The 18,051-nt window shown below is 68.0% G+C and carries 21 protein-coding genes; 1 reads left to right on the top strand and 20 read right to left on the bottom strand.

Annotation, left to right across the window (positions count from 1 at the left end; translation table 11 throughout):
* Positions 1-9: 9 nt before the first annotated feature.
* The 20 genes from QVN30_RS05425 to QVN30_RS05330 form a co-directional block, all read right to left on the bottom strand.
* On the bottom strand, positions 10-945 hold the full coding sequence (locus tag QVN30_RS05425; protein ID WP_289835713.1) for a DUF4037 domain-containing protein: 936 nt from the start codon (positions 943-945) through the stop codon (positions 10-12).
* Positions 942-1,772, bottom strand: coding sequence for a tetratricopeptide repeat protein (locus tag QVN30_RS05420; protein WP_289835712.1), 831 nt, complete (start codon positions 1,770-1,772; stop codon positions 942-944). Before QVN30_RS05420 ends, QVN30_RS05425 begins: the two co-directional genes overlap by 4 nt.
* A gap of 6 nt (positions 1,773-1,778) precedes the next feature.
* Positions 1,779-2,045 carry a BMC domain-containing protein gene (locus tag QVN30_RS05415; RefSeq protein WP_087201036.1) on the bottom strand — a complete coding sequence of 89 codons (267 nt, stop codon included), beginning with the start codon at positions 2,043-2,045 and terminating at the stop codon, positions 1,779-1,781.
* A 120-nt stretch (positions 2,046-2,165) separates the two neighbouring features.
* A complete protein-coding gene (locus QVN30_RS05410; RefSeq protein ID WP_289835711.1) occupies positions 2,166-3,788 on the bottom strand; it encodes an acetaldehyde dehydrogenase (acetylating) in 1,623 nt (540 codons plus the stop codon).
* Positions 3,789-4,097: 309 nt separating this feature from the next.
* On the bottom strand, positions 4,098-4,382 hold the full coding sequence (locus QVN30_RS05405; protein WP_289826786.1) for a BMC domain-containing protein: 285 nt from the start codon (positions 4,380-4,382) through the stop codon (positions 4,098-4,100).
* Between the two features lie 431 nt (positions 4,383-4,813).
* Positions 4,814-5,101, bottom strand: a complete 288-nt coding sequence (locus QVN30_RS05400) for a BMC domain-containing protein (protein WP_289826759.1) — start codon at positions 5,099-5,101, stop codon at positions 4,814-4,816.
* A gap of 53 nt (positions 5,102-5,154) precedes the next feature.
* Positions 5,155-6,144, bottom strand: coding sequence for a phosphate propanoyltransferase (gene pduL / locus QVN30_RS05395; RefSeq protein ID WP_087200350.1), 990 nt, complete (start codon positions 6,142-6,144; stop codon positions 5,155-5,157).
* Positions 6,145-6,158: 14 nt separating this feature from the next.
* A complete protein-coding gene (locus QVN30_RS05390; protein ID WP_087200349.1) occupies positions 6,159-6,428 on the bottom strand; it encodes a EutN/CcmL family microcompartment protein in 270 nt (89 codons plus the stop codon).
* Positions 6,415-6,717 carry a BMC domain-containing protein gene (locus QVN30_RS05385; protein ID WP_087200347.1) on the bottom strand — a complete coding sequence of 101 codons (303 nt, stop codon included), beginning with the start codon at positions 6,715-6,717 and terminating at the stop codon, positions 6,415-6,417. The genes QVN30_RS05390 and QVN30_RS05385 overlap by 14 nt, the downstream gene beginning before the upstream one ends.
* On the bottom strand, positions 6,717-7,559 hold the full coding sequence (gene eutJ, locus QVN30_RS05380; protein ID WP_204540671.1) for an ethanolamine utilization protein EutJ: 843 nt from the start codon (positions 7,557-7,559) through the stop codon (positions 6,717-6,719). Before eutJ ends, QVN30_RS05385 begins: the two co-directional genes overlap by 1 nt.
* Entirely contained in the window at positions 7,552-8,199 is a 648-nt protein-coding gene (locus QVN30_RS05375; RefSeq protein WP_289835710.1) for a hypothetical protein, read from the bottom strand. The genes eutJ and QVN30_RS05375 overlap by 8 nt, the downstream gene beginning before the upstream one ends.
* Positions 8,187-8,678 carry a EutP/PduV family microcompartment system protein gene (locus QVN30_RS05370; RefSeq protein WP_273356676.1) on the bottom strand — a complete coding sequence of 164 codons (492 nt, stop codon included), beginning with the start codon at positions 8,676-8,678 and terminating at the stop codon, positions 8,187-8,189. Before QVN30_RS05370 ends, QVN30_RS05375 begins: the two co-directional genes overlap by 13 nt.
* Positions 8,678-9,025 carry a BMC domain-containing protein gene (locus tag QVN30_RS05365; RefSeq protein WP_087200340.1) on the bottom strand — a complete coding sequence of 116 codons (348 nt, stop codon included), beginning with the start codon at positions 9,023-9,025 and terminating at the stop codon, positions 8,678-8,680. The genes QVN30_RS05370 and QVN30_RS05365 overlap by 1 nt, the downstream gene beginning before the upstream one ends.
* Positions 9,026-9,034: 9 nt before the next feature.
* Positions 9,035-9,970: a choline TMA-lyase-activating enzyme gene (gene cutD / locus QVN30_RS05360; RefSeq protein WP_289835761.1), complete on the bottom strand. Its 936-nt coding sequence runs from the start codon at positions 9,968-9,970 to the stop codon at positions 9,035-9,037.
* Positions 9,971-10,227: 257 nt separating this feature from the next.
* On the bottom strand, positions 10,228-12,765 hold the full coding sequence (cutC, locus tag QVN30_RS05355) for a choline trimethylamine-lyase (protein ID WP_204571365.1): 2,538 nt from the start codon (positions 12,763-12,765) through the stop codon (positions 10,228-10,230).
* Between the two features lies 1 nt (position 12,766).
* Positions 12,767-14,305: an aldehyde dehydrogenase family protein gene (locus QVN30_RS05350; protein ID WP_289835709.1), complete on the bottom strand. Its 1,539-nt coding sequence runs from the start codon at positions 14,303-14,305 to the stop codon at positions 12,767-12,769.
* A 6-nt stretch (positions 14,306-14,311) separates the two neighbouring features.
* On the bottom strand, positions 14,312-14,629 hold the full coding sequence (locus QVN30_RS05345; RefSeq protein WP_087200334.1) for a BMC domain-containing protein: 318 nt from the start codon (positions 14,627-14,629) through the stop codon (positions 14,312-14,314).
* 10 nt (positions 14,630-14,639) lie between these two features.
* Positions 14,640-14,936, bottom strand: coding sequence for a BMC domain-containing protein (locus tag QVN30_RS05340; RefSeq protein ID WP_289835708.1), 297 nt, complete (start codon positions 14,934-14,936; stop codon positions 14,640-14,642).
* 9 nt (positions 14,937-14,945) lie between these two features.
* Positions 14,946-15,212 carry a hypothetical protein gene (locus QVN30_RS05335; protein ID WP_204540656.1) on the bottom strand — a complete coding sequence of 89 codons (267 nt, stop codon included), beginning with the start codon at positions 15,210-15,212 and terminating at the stop codon, positions 14,946-14,948.
* On the bottom strand, positions 15,209-16,291 hold the full coding sequence (locus QVN30_RS05330) for a DMT family transporter (protein ID WP_289835707.1): 1,083 nt from the start codon (positions 16,289-16,291) through the stop codon (positions 15,209-15,211). Before QVN30_RS05330 ends, QVN30_RS05335 begins: the two co-directional genes overlap by 4 nt.
* A gap of 602 nt (positions 16,292-16,893) precedes the next feature.
* Between QVN30_RS05330 and QVN30_RS05325 the strand changes: the two genes are divergently transcribed.
* Complete coding sequence (locus QVN30_RS05325; protein WP_289835706.1) at positions 16,894-17,694, top strand: DeoR/GlpR family DNA-binding transcription regulator; 801 nt, start codon at positions 16,894-16,896, stop codon at positions 17,692-17,694.
* Positions 17,695-18,051 lie beyond the last annotated feature (357 nt).

Below are 18,051 nucleotides of genomic sequence, written 5' to 3'. Positions count from 1 at the left end.
GAAGATGCCTCACGCGTACGCGCCGGCACCCAAGGGGCAGGCGCGCAGATACTCGTCCTCGATGCGGCCATGGATGTCGAGCGCCGCATCCAGCAGGAAATCGCTTGCGCAACCCGTCCATCCCAGCGTGCGCACCGCGCCCAGCACACCTGCGCACAGGCACTCGACCTCGCCCGCGCGCACCGTGCGCACGGGCGCCGCCACGAGCGCCTCGATCCGCGCCGCATAGGCGCGGCCTGCCGCCGTGCGCTCGACAAGCGATCTGAACGACCACTTGTAGAACGGCATATATACCCGGCTCAGCAGATGCAGGACCGCCATGAGGGCGCATGCGAACTCGGCGCGCGCCGCCCCGGCGGCTACGGCGTCGCCTCGCGACAGGCAGCGCGGCAGGTTGTACTGGCCCGCCTGGGCCATGGTCGCAAGGTTTGCCGCCACCTTTTGGCGCACCACCGGCTCGGGATAAAAGCCCTCGTAGACGTGGCGAGCCGCAGAGATGCCGCCGCCCTCGTCGACAAAGACCTCGCCGCCCGACACCACGGCTAGAAACTGCTCGGGAATCGCCAGCCACTCGCGGAACGTCGCCGGCGGGCGATCGAGCCCGGTGAAGGCGCGCAAAAACGAGCCCGTCTCGAACACGCCCACGCGCTTGCCGGAAAGCGGCGCGGCCTGCGGGCGGGGGAGGCCCAGAAATGTGCGGGGCAGCGCGTCGTAGCGCCTCTGCAGCTCGGGACCCCAGACATCGAAGACCGCTGCGGGCAGCCAGATGCAAAAGCCCGGCCCGAAGTCGTGGTCGCGCGACAGCTCGTCATCGAACCCCAGGCACTCCGACCCCGGCCCTACCAGGCCGATGGCCGCCTGGGCGCGCACGTCGGCAGGCAGGCCGGCGAACAGCGACGGCCCGTAGGCCTCGAAGTAGCGGCGCGAAAGCTCGAGCCCCTTCACGATGCACCCGCCTCCCATCCGGCAAGACGCGCGGCGCGGGACCCCGCCGCCCGCAGGCGCTCGACGTTCTCGGACGCACCGACCTTGTCGGCAAGGGAGCGCGCCGCCTCCCGGTAGCACACCGCCGCCTCGGCATAGCGGCCCTGCAGCATGCGGAGCTGCCCTGCGGCGGCGAAGGCGTTCGGGCGGTGGATATCGCGTCCGCCGCTCAGCGTGAGGAAGGCCTCGAGCGCCGGCGCGAGCGCGCGCTCCGCCGCATCGAGCCGCCCCTCGTCGATGAGCAGCTGCGCCAGGTTCACGCGGGCCACCGCGCGAGCGCCCGCAGAACCCGGTACCCGCCCGAGCAGGTCGACGGCGCGTTCCAGGTCGCGCCGGGCATCCGCCATGCGGCCGAGCCCGCGCCACGCGGAGCTACGGTTGTTGCAGATGGCGGAGCGCTCGTAGCAGCACTCCGGCTCATCGGCGAGCAGGGCCTCGGCGGCGTCGAACAGCTCGACCGCCTCGGCGAACGACCCCTGCGCCACGCACACGTCACCGTAGTTGAGCAGAAGACTCGCGCGCGAGCGGACGGGGACCTCGCCGGGGCGCCGCTCGAGCAGGGAAAACGCCTCGCGATACAGCTCGCGGGCGCGCCCGAGCTCGCCCCGGGTACGGGCCACGCTGCCGAACTCGTTGGCGACCACGATCACGGCGTCGGCCGATCCGCAGGCGCGGGCGCGCAGGAGCGCCTCTTCGAAGAAGCGCACCACCTCGTCGCCGCGCAGCTCCCGATAGCAGCGGTCTGCGTCGCGCAGGAAGCCCTCGATGTCGAATGCGCGCGAGTCCATGGCGCGTTACGGAAGGATGGTCTCGACGTCGGTGTGCGGACGCGGGATGACGTGGACCGAGCGGAGCTCGCCCACGCGCTGCGCCGCCGCGGCGCCGGCGTCGGTCGCGGCCTTCACGGCCGCCACGTCGCCGCGCACGAACGTGGTCACGATGCCCGCGCCCACGTTGACCTTGCCGATCAGGCGCACGTCGGCGGCCTTCACCATAGCGTCGCTGGCCTCGACGGCGCCCACCGCGCCGTACGTCTCGACCATACCCAGTGCCTCGTTCATGATTGTCCTCCTCATCTGCGGGGCCTAGCGCCCCTGGAACATATAGTCGTCGGGGCGATGCGCCCCGCTTGCCGCGCGGCGCGCAGGGGTAATGTGCCCGCGCGCGCCGAGGTGCATGCGTTACTCGGGGATGCTGCGAAACGCCTTCACGAGCTCCTCGACCATCCTCTTCAGCTCGTCGGCGTCGACGGCATCGGAGGGCTTGTCGGCCTGAGCCGGAGCGGTCACCGGAGCGCAAGCCGCGCCGCAGCCGCAGCCCGGCGAATAGGAGATCGGCGCCGTGGCGGCCTGAGCCGGAGCGGATGCGCAGCACGCGGCATCCTTGTGACCGCGGGTGCGCGCCAGCTCGGGATGGTACTTCGCGAACAGCTCGTCGCGGGCCACCAGCTCATCGGGCTCGATGATGCCGTTCACCACGCGCTTGACGTTGATGAGGTGGCGCGGCCCCACGTTCTCGGACACGGAGCTGCCGCCCCAGGTGCCGCAGCCCAGCGTCAGCGCGATGTCCAGACCGGTGGAAAGGCCCGTGCCGCCCTGGGTGCCGCCGGTGTTGATCAGGATGCGCGAGGCGGGTTTCACCGAGAACTTGCGCACGATGTCCTTGCTCTCGGTGTGGATGCTCATGGTGTGGCCGATGCCGTTTTGGAGCAGCGCGATCGACAGGTCGCACGCCTCCTCCCAGTTAGACACCGTGTAGAAGCCCAGCACGCAGGTGAGTTTCTCGTAGGACAGCGGCCACTTGTCGCCCACGCCGTGCTGCTCGCCGATGAGCACGCGGGTGCCGGCGGGAACGGTGATGCCGGCGGCGTCGGCGATGACCTGGGCGCTGCGGCCCACGAACTTGGGGCTCATGGCATGGCCGTTGCGGAACAGCAGCGCGCAGACCTTGTTGCACTCGTCCTCGGACATAAAGTAGCCGCCCTGGCGGGTGAACTCGGCGATGACGGCTTCGCGGTTGCAGGTCTCGCAGATCACGCTCTGCTCGGATGCGCAGATGGTGCCGTTGTCGAAGGTCTTGGACGCCATGATGCGGCGGACGGCGGCGTGCACGTCGGCCGTGGCCTCGATGTAGGCCGGCGAGTTGCCCGCGCCCACGCCGAGGGCCGGCTTGCCCGAGCTGTAGGCGGCCTTCACCATGCCGGGTCCGCCGGTGGCGATGATCATGGCCACCTCGGGAGCATGCATGAGCTCGTTGGTCGCCGCCATCGTGGACAGGGTGATGCCCTGGATGATGTTGGCCGGCGCACCGGCCTCGACGGCGGCGTCGCACATGAGCTGGATGGCCGTCTGCGTGCACTTGGCCGCCGCGGGATGCGGCGAGAACACGATGGAGTTGCGCGCCTTGAGGGCGATGAGCGACTTGTAGAGCACCGTCGAGGTGGGGTTCGTCGAGGGGACGATGCCCATGAGCAGGCCGACGGGTTCGGCGATGGTGATGGTCTGGAGCTTCTCGTCGACATCGATGATGCCGATGGTCTTCTGGTCGCGGATCTGCTCATACAGCAGGCCGGAGGCCATATGGTTCTTGAAGACCTTGTCTTCCACGACGCCGAAACCGGTCTCCTCGACGGCCATGCGCGCAAGCTGCTCGCCGTTGGCCTCGGCGACCTCGACCATGTGACGCAAGATGCGGTCGATCTGCTCCTCGGTAAACTCGGCGATCTGGTTCGCGGCGACCTTGCCGCGGCGAGCGAGCTCGCGTGCGGCCTGGATGCTCTGAAGGTCGAAATCGAAATCCTGCATCGTGCCTCCTTCCATAGGTGTGATTCGTTGACGCGGGCGCGGGCACGACTGTCTGCGTCCGAAACTGATGTCAGCCGGTCCTGTCGGATGCTGCCGCACGGGCCGGCGCATATGCGACTGGACGCGCGCTGGGGCCAGAGGGAGACGCCGGACGGTTCATCCGGCGCCTCCTCGGGGAGACACCGATCTTTTTTGTCTCCTGGGCCCTCAGCGCGCGGGTCCAGACGCGAGAGGGGGATCGATCCGAGGGCTCGCATCGGCAGGCCGCGAGCCCCGGTATGCGACGGGCGGAGCTAGGCGCCCGATCCGCTACTTCGAGGAGGGCAGGATCGTCTCGACCGAGCCGTCGGGGCGCGGGATGACGTGGACTGAGAGCAGCTCGCCCACGCGCTGGGCCGCCGCGGCGCCGGCGTCGGTGGCGGCCTTCACGGCGCCCACGTCGCCGCGCACGAACACGGTGACGAGGCCGCCGCCGACCTGCTCCTTGCCGATCAGCGACACGTTGGCCGCCTTCACCATGGCGTCGGCCGCCTCCACGGCGCCGACGAGCCCCTTCGTCTCGATCATGCCGAGGGCCTGGGTCATGTTTGCCATTGCAGTCTCCTTCTTGATGGCCTGCGGGACCTCATCCCGCACGGTGGTCTGGGTATCGGGTGCCGCGGGGATTTCTGCGGCGGGCGCGGCGTCCTTTTGGGACGCCGCATCGGTGGTCGAGGCTTCCGGGACCTCAGGGGCCTCGGGAGCCGGTTGCTGAACGGACTCGGACGCGGCCTCGACCGGCTCTGTCTGCTGGGGCGCCGGGGCCTCGACCTTGGGCTCCGGCTTGGACTCGGGAGCCGCCGCAACGGCCTCGTCAGCCGGCTTCACCGCAGCGGGCTCAGCCTTCTTCGCAGACGCGCGGGGCTTTCGGGTCGAGCGCTTGGCCGGGGCCTTCTTGGCCGTCGGACGGCCAGCCTGCTTGGGCGCGGACTCGGGCGAGGTGCCACCCGCTCCGGGCGTCCCCTTCTCCTGCTCCGCCATGGCGCTTACGCCTCGCTACCGGGCAGGATCGTCTCGACCGAGCCGTCGGGGCGCGGGATGACGTGGACCGAGAGCAGCTCGCCCACGCGCTGGGCCGCCGCGGCGCCGGCGTCGGTGGCGGCCTTCACGGCGCCCACGTCGCCGCGCACGAACACGGTGACGAGGCCGCCGCCGACCTGCTCCTTGCCGATCAGCGACACGTTGGCCGCCTTCACCATGGCGTCGGCCGCCTCCACGGCGCCGACGAGCCCCTTCGTCTCGATCATGCCGAGGGCCTGGGTCATGTTTGCCATTGCAGTCTCCTTCTTGGTTCAGGCGCGCCCCTACCTCGGGGCACGGGTGCCTATTACTTGACGATCTCGGCGACAGATCCGTTCTTGAGGCCGAGTGCGTTGGCCTCCTCGGTGTCGATATGGAAATCGAGGGCGCTCGCGTCGTTGGCGCGGACGATCACGTTGTCCAGGCGCCCGCCGCGCTCCCCCGCGACGACGATGGATACGGTCTGCCCGTCGTGCAGGCCGCGCTCGGCCGCTTCGGAGCAGGACATATGGATGTGGCGGGCGGCCACCATGACGCCGTGGGTGAGCGCCACCGAGCCGGCCGGGCCGATCACGGTCACGCCCGGGGTGCCGGCGAGGTCGCCGGACAGGCGCACCGGGGCCTTCACGCCCAGCTTGAAGGTGTCGCCGGAGAGAATCTCGACCTGGGTCTCGGGACGAACGGGCCCGAGCACGCGCACGCGCTCGATGACGCCCTTGGGACCGGCCAGGGTCACCGTCTCCTTGGCGGCGAACTGGCCGGGCTGCGAGAGCTCCTTGGCGCACGTGAGCTCGTGGCCGGCGCCGAACAGGGCGTCCAGATCGGCCTGGGACAGATGGATGTGGCGGCCCGAGACGCCGACCGGCACGGTGAGCGGGGCGCATGTGCGCGCCGACGCGCCGCCAAGCGCGCTGCCGAACAGCTCGGCGAGCTGCCCTTCGGTCCAGACCCCCTTGTCGATGGCGTCGCCGATGACCCGCTCCATCTCCTCGGCAGAGAGCACGGGCTCGTGCTCGCGCGCATAGGTGAGCACCGGACAGGTGCCGCTGCCCGTCGCGGGCTCGGCGGCAGGTTCGGCGGCAGACGCGGCTGCGGGCTCCACCGGCGCGGGCGCCGCCGCAGGTGCGGGCGCCGGCGTCGCAACAGCCGCGGAGGCGTCGCCGCGCACCAGCTCGACGCCCAGCTCGCGGGCCTCATCTGCCGCCTGAGCGGTCACGATGGTGTTGTCGTCCACGACAAGGCGCTCCCCGCGCTTGGCCGCCGCCTGCACGTCGGCCGCGCTGATCAGTCGCTTCATCTGCTCCTCCTTTCTTATAGACTCACGTCTTCGTCGATAATTCCTACGATCGCCGCGTCAACCGGGGCGTTGACGTCGAACTTCTCCTTCATGAACAGGTAGGCGGCCGTCCCCTCGGCCACGAGCACGCGGTCGTCGACGCCGGCGCTCACGGTGTCCACGCAGACGATGCGCCGCCCGGCATCCGCGCCCTCGATGATCTCGACGCGCATGAGCTTCATGCCGTTGAGCTCCTCGTACTTGCGCGTCGCCCAGAGCGAGCCGACGAGCTTACACACCACCACGGGCCTCACCCCCTCCCCGTTCGATCCGCGCCAGGCATTCCATGACCTCCGCCGTGTCACCCGCCACCGCCAGGCAGACCATGTGCTGGGGGCAGGCGCCGCGGATGTCGCTCACGGTGACGCCGGCGGTCTTCTCGGCGATGTCGCTCGCCACGAGCATCTCGATGAGCTTGCCCTGCACGAGCCCGACCGCGGCCGGACAGAAATCCTCTCCCCAGCGCACGCCGCTGCGGGCGCGGATGATCCGCATCACGCCGGGGGACGGGGCCTTGATCAGACGGATGTCCATCAGCGCCCACCCCGCTCGGCAGCCAGGCATCCGAGCGCGATGCCCAAAGGCGTCACGAACATGGGATGCGCCGGCTTGCGCGTAGCGATACCCAGCTGCTTCTCGACGCGCTGCTCGATGCCAGTCAGCTCGGCGGTGCCGCCCACGAGGACCACCTCGTCCACGTCGTAGGGCGCGATGGCCCGCGCGACGATCGTGGCGACCTTGTCCACCGTGGGGCGCACGATGGGCAGCACCTCGGCATGATGGGAGGGCTCGCGCTTGTAGGCCTCGGCCTCGGCGAACGCCATGCCCTTGGCGCCAGCGAGCACCAGGGTGAGATGCGTTCCGCCCGTGGACTCGTCCACGCTCTCGAGCACCCGACCGCCCTGGACGATCGACACGCCCGTGGTGCCGCCGCCGATATCCACCACCGCACCGTCCGAAAGGCCGATGAGGAGGTTGGCCGCGGTCGGTTCGTCCAGCATGGCCGAAACCTCGAAGCCGGCGGACTCGGCCACGTTGCGCACCACGCCGCCGTCCAGGTTCTCGGTGCCCGGCGGGATGGCCGCCGCGCAGTGGACGAGCTCGACGCCCAGCTGCCCCTCGAGCTCGGCCTTGAGCTCGCGAGCGATGTCGCAGGCGCCGATGTAGTCGACCACCATGCCGTCGCGCACGACGTCGGCGAAACGGTAGGCGCAGGCGACCGGCTCGCCGGCCGCATCCACGACGGCCAGCACGATGAACGCCGTGCCCACGTCGAGGCCGCAGTACAGCTCGGCGCCCTCGGCCTGCCGGGGAGCATGCCCCTCGCTGGCGATCAGCTGCTCGAGTTTGCGGTCGCTCTCGGAAAAATCAACCACAGTACGCCTCCTTCTCCGCTCGCGCCGCGCAGGCGGCGATGGTCGCGCGCAGGCCCCCGGCGGCGCCCAGCCAGGCGCGAACCGCATACCTGCCCTCCTGATCGAGATCCGCGCAGGCGGCATCCCAGAAACGCATGGCGCGCGCGAGCTCGGCATCGATCACGGCAGCCTCGAAGTACAGCGGGTGCACGGGGGCGAGAAGCGCGGGCTCCAAGGGGGCGCAGGGCCCTTTCGCCCCGGCGGCGCCGTCTGCGCGAGGAGCCTCGGCGTCCGTGACCATAAGGCCGTGCAGCCAGGCATGCCCCAGCTCGTCGCAGGCGCGCGCGAGCGCCGCGTCCACGCCGAGGGCGCGATGCGCCAGCAGGCGGAGCTTAGCGCCGAGCAGGCGCACGTCGTCGAGCAGCGCCCCGCGGGAGACCGGCACGGCGGCGGCCGGCACAGCGGTATCGGCGCCGCCGGGCGCATCTTTCGCGGCGGCGTGCGGAGCGACCGCAGCACCGTCCCCGATCACATCGATGCGGAAATCGACAAGGAACTGCCGCGCGCTCGGCGTGAGCTTCGCGTCGGCGGGCAGCGCGTAGCGCGCAAACGGCTCCGCCGCGTAGGCGGCGCGCAGGTCGTCCTCGGTCACATAGCGCATGGTTCCTCCTTTCGGTGTCCGCTCGCATCCATACGGGTCATCGCGTGCCCGTCGATCCAGTCGAGAAGCTCGCGAACGCCCCGCCCGGTCTCGGTCGAGACGGCCAGGGCCTCGGAGCACCCCGCGTCGACGAGCCGCTCCATCCCCCGCGCGCGCTCCTCGGTCGTAAGGTGCGCGCACTTGGTGAGCACGCCCAGGCAGGGGATGGTGAACGCCCGGGCGTACCCGCTCGAGTAGAAGCTCTCGAGCGTGTCGCCGTCTATCAAGAACAGCGCCGCTGCCGCCTGGTTCTGCGCCAACATGAGGATCGTGTTGTGCATCCAGTGGTTCTCGATGTAGCGCCCGGGCACCTCGAGGACGCGGCTGCGGTAGTACAGGTCCTCGCGGTGGCGATGGTCGGAGGGCTCCCCCTCGATGAGGTCGGCCACGGTCGATTTGCCCGCGCCGTCGAGCCCCACCACCATCACGCGCCGCTCCATCACGACTTGGTCACCCCCACCGTGCAGAAGCCCAGGTCGTCGTGGAGCATGCGCACCACTTCGCGGATGGACTCCTCGACGCTCTGGACGTCGCCCAGCACCACCACCGAGCCGGTGAACCGGTCGAGAAAGCCGATGGACACCGGCGCCGCCTTCGAGGCCACGTCGGCCGCGATAATGGCGGTCTCGGCCGGGGTGAGGGTGAGGATGCCGATCGAGTCGCCCGTCGGCACCCCGATGCGCTCGTGGATGTCCGGCCCCGGGGAGGCGATCACGTGCGCGATCGTCACCTGCTTGCCCGGCACCGACTCCTGGACGATGCGCGTGAGATGGTCGTTGGCTCCCATGTGTCCTCCCTAGTGCCTCACGAGGTTGACGGTGAAGTCCGCGCCCTTGATCCAGCCGGCCACGCGATCGAGGTCGGCATCGGAAAGCGACGGGTCGCCCTCGATCTCGTAGGCGAGGTCGAGTTGCGCGTACTTGCCGACACCCAGCTTGTGGTAGGGCAGAAGGTCGACGCCGTCGAAGTTCTTCTGGTAGCGGTAGGGGCTGAAGAACTCGATGACGGCCTTGATGTCGGTCTCGGAGTCGTTGACCCCGCGCAGCAGCGGCATGCGCACGCGCACGTTGTAGCCCTGCTCGAGCAGGGTGCGCACGTTCTCGAGGATGAGCTCGTTGTTCACGCCGCACCAATACTTGTGGCGCACTGGGTCCATGAGCTTGATGTCGTACAGGAACAAGTCGACGTAGGGCGCGATGTCCAAAAGCGTCTCGGTCGGAAGGTATCCGCAGGTCTCGACCGCCGTGTGGTACCCGCGCTCGCGGCTGGCGGCAAGCAGGCTCTTGGCCCCCTGCGGCTGAGACAGCGCCTCGCCGCCCGACAGGGTGATGCCGCCGCCCGACATGCGGTAGAAGTCGGCATCCTCGTCGAAGAAGGCCACGAGCTCGTCGATGGAGCGGTCCTCGCCCATCACCTGCACCGCGCCGTAGAGGCACGCCTTCTCGCAGGCGCCGCAGCCGATGCACGACACGCCGCGGTCGACCACGTGCGCGCCGTCGACCATGCGGTGCACCCCCACCGGGCACGCCGCCGCGCAGGCGCCGCAGCTCACGCACGCATCGCGCTTGAGCATGATCTCGAACCCGCGATGCTGGCTCTCGGGATTGGAGCACCATTTGCAGCGCAGCGGGCAACCTTTGAAGAAGGCCATGGAGCGCACGCCCGGCCCGTCGTACATGTTGTACTTCTGCACATTGAACGTGCGCACGCTACGCGCCGGCGCTTCCTGCATACCGCCCACGGTCATCCTCCTCTCACACATTCCAGATCTGTTGCACACGACGTCCCGAAGGGGAACGTCGAAAAAACCCGAATCGACCCGCCCGGCGGCGCGCCCCGAAGGGGGCTGCCGCTCGTCACCCATCAACCCGAATCTACGGCCGGCTGAGGTGCCCCGATTTGCCTTAAACAAGGAGGGCATAGGCCTTCGCGCCATGCCCGACGAGTAAAGGGCAAAGCGGGGTGCCTCGGTCCGGCCGCTCAGGTCCGCTAAAACTTAGTCAGCATCGTGCGGCTGATAATCTCATCCTGAACGTCCTTGCACAGCTCGACGAAGAAGGCGCTGTAGCCGGCGACGCGGACAACGAGGTCGCGATGCTCCTCGGGGTGGGCCTGGGCGTCGATCAGGGTCTGGTTGTCCAGGTAGTTGAACTGCATCTCACCGTTCCCGAACATGCACGCGGTGCGCAGCAGGGTGACCAGGCCGTTCTCGCCCTCGGGGGTGTCGAGCAGGCCGGCCATGAGCTTGAAGTTGTGCACCATGCCGATGTTCATGCTGTCGTTGGCCATCTTGGAGACCGACTTGATGATGGCGGTCGGGCCCTTGTGGTCGGCGCCCTGGGTAGGGCTGATGCCGTCGGACAGCGGGGTCCACGCGCGGCGGCCGTTGGCGGAGGCGCCGGTCATCTGGCCGAACGGCGTGTTGTTCGAGATGGACAGCGTGCCGTGGGACAGGCGCGAGTAGAGCGTCTTGAACTGGCTGTGGATGTGCTCGGTGTAATAGACGATGTCCGCGCAGAGGTCGTCGGCGTAGTCGTCGTCGTTGCCGTACTTGGGCGCAGCCAGGCAGTCCTGGCGCATCTGCTCGTAGCCGACGAAATCGGCCTTGAGGCCCTCGTTGAGCTCCTCCAGGGTGTACTTGTGCTCATCGAAGACGAGCTTCTTGATGGCGGCCATCGAGTCGGCATAGGTCGCAAGGCCGCTCCACACCACGCCGGGGCCGAAGTTGTACATGGCGCCGCCGGCGGAGACGTCACGCCCGTGCTCCATGCAGCCCTCGAACATGATGGACATGAGCGGCTTGGGCGCCATCTCGCGGTGCACGCGCTGCGAGATGACGGTGGCCACGCTCGTCCACTTGGTGATGTAGTAGATGGTCTCCTTGACCGCGCGGTCGAACTCCTCGAAGGTCTTGTACTGCGAGATGGGGCCCATGTCGGGCGTCACCTGCTTGCCGTACCACAGCGGCACGCCGTGGTTGAGCACGAGCTCGATGGCGATCGGCCACTGGGTGTAGGACGTGGAGGTCCACTGGTACAGGCGGCCGGACTTCTGCGGCTCGACGCAGCCCATCATGCAGTAGTCGCGCGCGTCCTCGACCGAGACGCCCTTGGCGAGCATCATCTTGATGTGGGCATCGTCGAAGTGGCAGGCGGGGAAGCCCATACCCGAGCGCACGACGTCGACGATCTTGCGCAGGTACTTCTCGGGGCTCTTGTTGTGGATGCGGCAGGCGACGGAGGGCTGGTAGACCTTCACGTGGCGCACGGCGTCCATGAGCAGGTAGGTGAGCTCGTTGGTGGCGTCTTTGCCCTCGCGGGTCACGCCGCCCAGGGTCATGTTGACGAAGGGCTGGTAGCCGGCGAAGAACTTGGAGGAGCCCTCGGAGGTGACCCACATCATCTCGCTCATCTTGATGAGCATGCAGCCCGCCAGGTCGAAGGCCTGGTACGGGGTGAGGCGACCGGCCTCGATGTCGGCCTTGAAGAAGGGGTACATGTACTGGTCGACGCGGCCGATGGACATGCCGGTCTGGTTCTCCTCGACCGGCAGCAGGCTCTCGATGACCCATACGGACTGGATGGCCTCCCAGAAGGTGCGCGGCTTGTGGGCGGGCACGTTCGCGAGGTTCTCGGCAATCTGCTCGAGCTCGGCGCGGCGGCAGGGATCGGTCTCGGCGGCGGCCTTCGTGCGGGCGTAGTCGGACAGACGGCGCGCGTAGATCATGACGCCCTCGGTGGTCTCGACGACCGCCTTGTAGAAGTAGATCTTGTCGAGGTCGTCGGGGTTCTCGTAGTCGAGGGCCGCCAGGTGCTCGCGGGCCTCAGCCTGGATGTCGGCCATGCCCTTCTTCATGAGGATGACGTCGTAGCCGGGGTTGGAGTCGCCGCCGCCGTTGATCTGATGGTACGAGCAGTCCGACACGAAGGACTCACCGGAGAGCTCCCAGACGCCGGCCTCGCGGTACTGGTCCTCGCAATGCTCGTCGAGCGACTTGCCCTCCCAGAACGGGAAGAGCTCCTCGCGCATGTACTTCTTGTCCTCCTCCGAGATGAAGAAGGGGTCCTGCGGGCGGTCGCCGATGGTGTCGATCTCATCGCGCAGCCAGCGCCAGGCGATGTCGGGCGAGAAGGCGCCGGCGCGCGGGGCGCCGCAGGGGTTGCCCACGATGAGCTCGTCGTCCTGGATGACGAGCGGGGCGGTCTCGCAGCAGTGGCGGAAGCACTTGGCGCGCAGCAGCACCTTGGGCATGCCGGGGTACTTCTTGGTGTACTCCGTGACGGCGCGGGCGCGATAGGTGGTGATGGTGGGGACCTGCTTCAGGAAGTTCTCCTTCAGACGCACCTGGCGCGGGGTGGGGCCGTCGGGGACCTCGGTGGCACTACCGGCGGCGCTGGGACCGCAGGACAGCGGACGGTCGAGCTGGTCGTAGACGCGCTCGAACATGCTGCGCACGGCGTCGCGCTGCTCGGGCGTCATCTCGCGCGTGGCATCGGAAAGCTCGCGGGCAAATTCCTTGATGTCCATATCACTCCTCATTTCCTAATGTGTTCACGGACTCCAGAAACCTGGAGAACCAATCCGACGAGTCATGCGGCTCGGGTGCCGCGGCACGGGCGCTCGCACCCGCGGATGGATGGGATTCACGGGCCGCGGCCGCCGGGATCGCGCACGTCCCCTGGCAGGCGCGGGCCTCCTCGAGCAGGCGGGCGTCCTCGGGCGTGAAGCCGATGCCCACCTGGCGGTGGCGGATGAAGTCGCGGTAGGTCACGCCCAGCTCGGAGGTGGTGGCGCGCTCCCAGCCCGTCATCGTGAGGGTGCGCGGCAGGTCGGCGTGCCAGCCGATGCCTCCCAAGCCGGTGCTCACGTTCACCAGCACGCGGCCCACGGGCTTTTTCACGATGAACTGCTCGATGACCTCGGGGTCTCGCGAGAAGATTGCCAGGGCGTTGCCCCGCCCGCCAGCCAGGATGAGCTCGATGCACTTCTCGCAGGCATCGCGCCAGTTCTCCTCGACGTACAGCGAGATCACGGGGCCGTACTTCACGCCCGACAGCACGCTGCGGGTCGACACGTAGGGGCGCTCCACCACGAGCACGCGGCAGTTCTCGGCCACCGCGATGTCCGCGCGCTGGGCGAGGTCGCGGGCCGTCTTGCCGATGAGCTCGGGGTACGGGCTGCCGTCGGGGGCGAACATGACCCGAGCCAGGCGCTCCCCCTCCTCATGGGAGAGGAACTGGCAGCCGCGGGCGCGCAGGACCGCCGCAAAGGCGTCCGCCACCGCCGCCTCGACCACCACCGACTGCTCGGCGCCCGGCAGAAGACCGCAGGCGAACGACGCGCCGGAAACGATCTCGTCGGCGGCATGGGCGAGGTCCGCCGTGGCCTCCACGAAGGCGGGGTTGTTGCCGATGGAGGCGCGGTAGACGTCGGTGCCGGCAGGAGGGGCGGGCAGCGTCGCGGCGCCGGAGCCCTCGCGGTTCTCGATCACCACGCGCGCCGCGCCCTGCGAGACGAGCCACGACTCGCCCTCCGGCGCATAGGTGCCCAGAAAGCCCACGGCGTCGAGCGGGTAATGGCAGGCGGCGGCGACCTCGGCCACCGCGTGCATGAGCTCGGCGCAGGCGGCATGGGCGCGCGGGCGCGCCGAGAACACGATGGCGCTGCGCGACTTCACGGCGCACAGCAGCTGGCTTATCAGCGTGGGCACCGAGAGCCAGTCGGGCAGCAGCGACACGGCGACGCCCTTCGACAGGGCGACTTCGGGCGCACGGGAGCCCGCGCAGATGCGTGAGGCAGGGGTCTCGGCACGCACTTCGGCGAGCATGTCGGAGAGGACCCAGCGCACGAGTGCCTCCTCGTCCTCCGCGCAACCGTAGTCGCTCTCGGCGACCGACGCCCGCGCGCACTCGGCCGCACGGGAGGGAAGCTTCTCCCCGAGCAGGCAGAGGAACCCGTCAATCAGCGGCTCGGGCAGGCCCTCCAGGACGCGCTGCGCCTCGACGGCGCGCTCAAGCAGGATGCGCACCTCCTGCACCGACTGCAGATCGGTATCGATCAGGGCCATAGGAGATCACCCCTCGTACGGAAGCAGGTTCTCGACGCGGTAGCGTCGGGTGATCTTCTTGAGGCTCGGGTGCGGGCGGGGAATCACCACCGAGCTGTAGGGCTCGGCACCCAGCTCGCGGACGGCGGACGTGCCGGCGGCGACCGCGGCCTCCACGGCGGCGACGTCGCCCTCGACGAGGATCGAGATGTACCCCGACGCCGTGTTCTCGTAGCCCACGAGCTCGACGTCGCCCGCCTTGCACATGGCGTCGGCGGCCTCGAGGACGAAGACCAGCCCGAAGGTCTCGACAGCGCCCAGCGCGCCGGCAAAGGACTCAGTCATGACAGCCTCCCTAGTAATCGACGTCATGGACGGACACCACATCGCCCACGGCGGGCACGGGGCGCTTCATGACGTTGTGCGCCGTGAGCTTGCCGATGCTTGCAGCGGCCTCGGCGCCGGCGGCGACCGCCGCCTCGCAGGCGGCCACGTCGCCGGTCACGATGACGGTCACGAGCGTGGAGCCCACGTTCTCGTACGACACGAGCTCGGTGTCTCCCGCCTTGAGCATGGCGTCGGCGGCCAGAAGCGCGGGCACCATACCGACGGTCTCGATGAGGCCGATGGCCTGTTCTCCCTGGTAGCGCATGGTGTCCCCCTATTTGATGTAGGAGTTGATCGACTGCTTCTGCTCTGGCGTGGCGCGGTAGTAGATGCGCACCTCGCCGGCATCGTCCAGATCGAAGCGCGCCTCCTCGATCAGGCCGTTCTTCTCGGCGGTCATGAGCGCCTCGATCATCTTGGGCTTCTTGAATGCGGAGTGCGTGCCGTACTCGTCGTTCAGGGCCGCCCTCACGTCGTCGACCGAAGCCTCGTCGACGGTCGTGAAGAATTTGAGCATCGCGTAGTTCAGCGGTCGCTTCATGCTGCCTTCTCCTTCCTGAAGAAATCGAGCGGGTTGACGGCGATCACAGTGACGCCGATGACCATGACCACCGCGGCGATCCAGGCGATCGCGGGCAGCGCATAGCCGTCGAAGCCCATGAACAGGCCGACGATGATCCAGGTGCACAGCGGCACGAAGAAGGCATAGGTGCCGTTGCAGGCCATGCCGAGCGCGGTGCCGCACATGCTGTTGCCGCGATACCAGTTCATGTAGGAGAGGTAGGCGAACATGCCGCTCACGATGAAGAATGCGAGCGACGGCAGGTTGGTGAAGGCACCGGCCACGCAGGAGTAGGTCTCGGCCAGGCTGTTGCCGCTGGCGACGGTGAGCAGGGGCAGGATGATGAGCAGGTTGCCAAGACCGGAGGTGCACTGGCGGATGGTGATGCCGACCTGCGAGTCGATCATCGAGGTTCCGTAACCGGCGACGCAGCCCTCGATGCCCCAGGCCAACGCGCACACGAGCGCCAGGCAGATGCCGGGAACCGCGTTGGCGCCCAGATCGCCGGTGAGGCTCGAGACGCCGATGAGGCCGGAGCCGAGCATGCAGATGAGGATGCCGGTGACGCCGCGCGCGCCGAGCTTCTGCTTGTAGAGGACGCGGGAGATGATGGAGCCGATGGCGGGGCAGAGCGCGGCGACCGGGGTCACGATCGTGCCGGCCATGGACAGCGCGATGATGTAGGCCGCGCTGCCGATGGGACCGCCCACCATGGCCGCGGCGACCATGATGAGACCGGGCTTGGTGCCCAGTGTGGCGATGAAATCGGGAAGCTTCCCCTGCTTGATGGTGGCGGCAAGCGCCCACAGAGCGCTGCAGCTGTCGTTGATCGCGCTGGCGAGCGTGGGCAGGATGAAGACGAGCATGAAGCCGCCGGCGGGCAGCGCCGTCGACCAGTCGACCCAGATGCCCTGGGTCTGCGCGGCCACCACGAAGGCGGAATACAGGCCGTAGGCTATGCCCGAGAACAGGGCGATGGCGATGCCCTTCTTGAAGAAGCCCTGCTCCAGGCGCTTCTTCTTCTCGATCGCAAGAGATCGGTCCTGCGTGGCTGTCATTGAGTTTGTCATGGCACCACCCGTTCTGTAGGGGATTGCGGAAAGCGGACATGCTCGACTCTAGGGATTGACACAAGGAGAGGGTCCACGGGTTCGGCCGCCAGCAGCCGCAAACGGCTCGAATCCGTAGATGAACGGCGTGGCGCCCGACATGCCCCATCGGGGCGGATCATATGTTGTTATTCATGGTTTTCGCTGGTAGTTGAATGTGTTCCGAGGTCTTGACAGCACGTTCGGCATCCTGTTCGCCCCGCCGCCCGCCCGATGGCAAACGGCGCGCGGCGACGATGCAATATTGCCTCGACACGCACAATTTGCCGGCATGATCGGCACAATGTGGCCAGCTACCTGGTGATTTGCAAGTTTTACCCTATGTGAGGGTTCGGATGCGGACGGCCACGGCGCCAAGGCCGCCCCATAGGACGGCCCTCACCCGGAAACGACGCACCGCCTTCGATTGCTTTTGCAAAACCAAAGAAATCGACTGTTGTTTGCTTTCTAAAAAGAAACTTGGCGCACAATAGAATCTGCACAAACGGCGGAGCTACCCTCCCCCGCCACCCGCTCCCAGCAGCATCGCGCGAGATCGAAAGGGGTCCGCCATGGCCAATACCATCCCTCATTCGTTTGCCGAAGAGCGGCGCGCCGCCATCATGTCGATGCTCGACCGCACGGCCTCGGTGCAGGTAGCAGAGCTGGCCCGGACGTTCGGGGTGTCTGCGGTCACCATCCGCGCCGACCTCGATGCCCTCGAGGCAGACGGCAAGCTGCGCCGCACCCACGGCGGCGCGGTCTCGCTGCACAAGACGCTGACCGTCTCCATCCAGGACAAGCGCGTGAACGTCAACGTCGCGGCCAAGCAGGCGATCGCGCGTGCCGCCATCGAGCTGGTCGAGGACGGGGACGCCCTGCTCGTCGACTCGGGCACGACGGCGCTCGAGTTCGTCCGCATGCTCAGCCAGCGCTCCGGCATCACCGTCATCACCGCCGACGTGACCATCGCCGACTTCATCGACGAGAGCCTGCCCGCGGTCGACGCGATCCTGCTCGGCGGCGCGCTGCGCAAGGGCCATCGCTACACATACGGCCCTCTCACCATGCGGTCGCTGGAGATCCTCCATGCCGACAAGGCGATCATCTGCCCGACCGCCATCGTGAGCGGCTGCGGCCTCATGACGAACTACGCCCAGATGGCCGAGGTCAAAAGCGGCATGATGGAAGCCGCGCGGGAACGCATCGTGCTGGCGGATGCCAGCAAGCTCGACGGTCAAGGGCTGTTCCGGTTCGCCTCGATCGCCGACGTGGACACCATCGTGGTGGACGCGGACGCCGACGGCATCCTTTCAAACGAAATCGCCTCGCTGCCCGAGGGCTCGCCGCACCCGACCCTTATCGTCGCATAGGCGCTCATAACCCGTAAACACGAGACCTGGCCGCCCGCAGGTGTGCTACGGAGATGAAACGCGCCGTCAGCGGAGGTTCCCGGCCGGACTTTTGCTGAAAAATAGACGTTTTGAGCGAGCTGATCTGGAGGGCCCGGGAAAGCGTACCTACCGCGCGCGTACGACCTGCGGAAACGTCGGCGCTGAAGATGCCATTTCGGGTGGGTCCGGATTCCAGTCACTCATAACGTCGATTTTTCAGCAAATGTTCAGCCCGGAACCTCCTCTGGCGAGTTCGCGCGCAACAGCGGGACAATACACAAAGGCGCCTCCAACCGGAACAACCTGGTCGGAGGCACCTTCTTGCGAGAAGTTGTG

Source organism: Collinsella ihumii (assembly GCF_030385545.1).
GTDB lineage: Bacteria > Actinomycetota > Coriobacteriia > Coriobacteriales > Coriobacteriaceae > Collinsella > Collinsella ihumii.
The sequence above is the reverse complement of the archived record's forward strand: the minus strand, read 5'-3'. Positions and strand labels throughout refer to the sequence as shown.

Bases quoted from the DNA above. Each gene is read 5' to 3' on its own strand.
- QVN30_RS05420 (WP_289835712.1), bottom strand. From the start codon at position 1,772: ATGGACTCGCGCGCATTCGACATCGAGGGCTTCCTGCGCGACGCAGAC.
- QVN30_RS05415 (WP_087201036.1), bottom strand. From the start codon at position 2,045: ATGAACGAGGCACTGGGTATGGTCGAGACGTACGGCGCGGTGGGCGCC.
- QVN30_RS05410 (WP_289835711.1), bottom strand. From the start codon at position 3,788: ATGCAGGATTTCGATTTCGACCTTCAGAGCATCCAGGCCGCACGCGAG.
- QVN30_RS05405 (WP_289826786.1), bottom strand. From the start codon at position 4,382: ATGGCAAACATGACCCAGGCCCTCGGCATGATCGAGACGAAGGGGCTC.
- QVN30_RS05400 (WP_289826759.1), bottom strand. From the start codon at position 5,101: ATGGCAAACATGACCCAGGCCCTCGGCATGATCGAGACGAAGGGGCTC.
- pduL (WP_087200350.1), bottom strand. From the start codon at position 6,144: ATGAAGCGACTGATCAGCGCGGCCGACGTGCAGGCGGCGGCCAAGCGC.
- QVN30_RS05385 (WP_087200347.1), bottom strand. From the start codon at position 6,717: ATGGACATCCGTCTGATCAAGGCCCCGTCCCCCGGCGTGATGCGGATC.
- QVN30_RS05375 (WP_289835710.1), bottom strand. From the start codon at position 8,199: ATGCGCTATGTGACCGAGGACGACCTGCGCGCCGCCTACGCGGCGGAG.
- QVN30_RS05370 (WP_273356676.1), bottom strand. From the start codon at position 8,678: ATGGAGCGGCGCGTGATGGTGGTGGGGCTCGACGGCGCGGGCAAATCG.
- QVN30_RS05365 (WP_087200340.1), bottom strand. From the start codon at position 9,025: ATGGGAGCCAACGACCATCTCACGCGCATCGTCCAGGAGTCGGTGCCG.
- cutD (WP_289835761.1), bottom strand. From the start codon at position 9,970: ATGCAGGAAGCGCCGGCGCGTAGCGTGCGCACGTTCAATGTGCAGAAG.
- cutC (WP_204571365.1), bottom strand. From the start codon at position 12,765: ATGGACATCAAGGAATTTGCCCGCGAGCTTTCCGATGCCACGCGCGAG.
- QVN30_RS05350 (WP_289835709.1), bottom strand. From the start codon at position 14,305: ATGGCCCTGATCGATACCGATCTGCAGTCGGTGCAGGAGGTGCGCATC.
- QVN30_RS05345 (WP_087200334.1), bottom strand. From the start codon at position 14,629: ATGACTGAGTCCTTTGCCGGCGCGCTGGGCGCTGTCGAGACCTTCGGG.
- QVN30_RS05340 (WP_289835708.1), bottom strand. From the start codon at position 14,936: ATGCGCTACCAGGGAGAACAGGCCATCGGCCTCATCGAGACCGTCGGT.
- QVN30_RS05335 (WP_204540656.1), bottom strand. From the start codon at position 15,212: ATGAAGCGACCGCTGAACTACGCGATGCTCAAATTCTTCACGACCGTC.
- QVN30_RS05330 (WP_289835707.1), bottom strand. From the start codon at position 16,291: ATGACAGCCACGCAGGACCGATCTCTTGCGATCGAGAAGAAGAAGCGC.
- QVN30_RS05325 (WP_289835706.1), top strand. From the start codon at position 16,894: ATGGCCAATACCATCCCTCATTCGTTTGCCGAAGAGCGGCGCGCCGCC.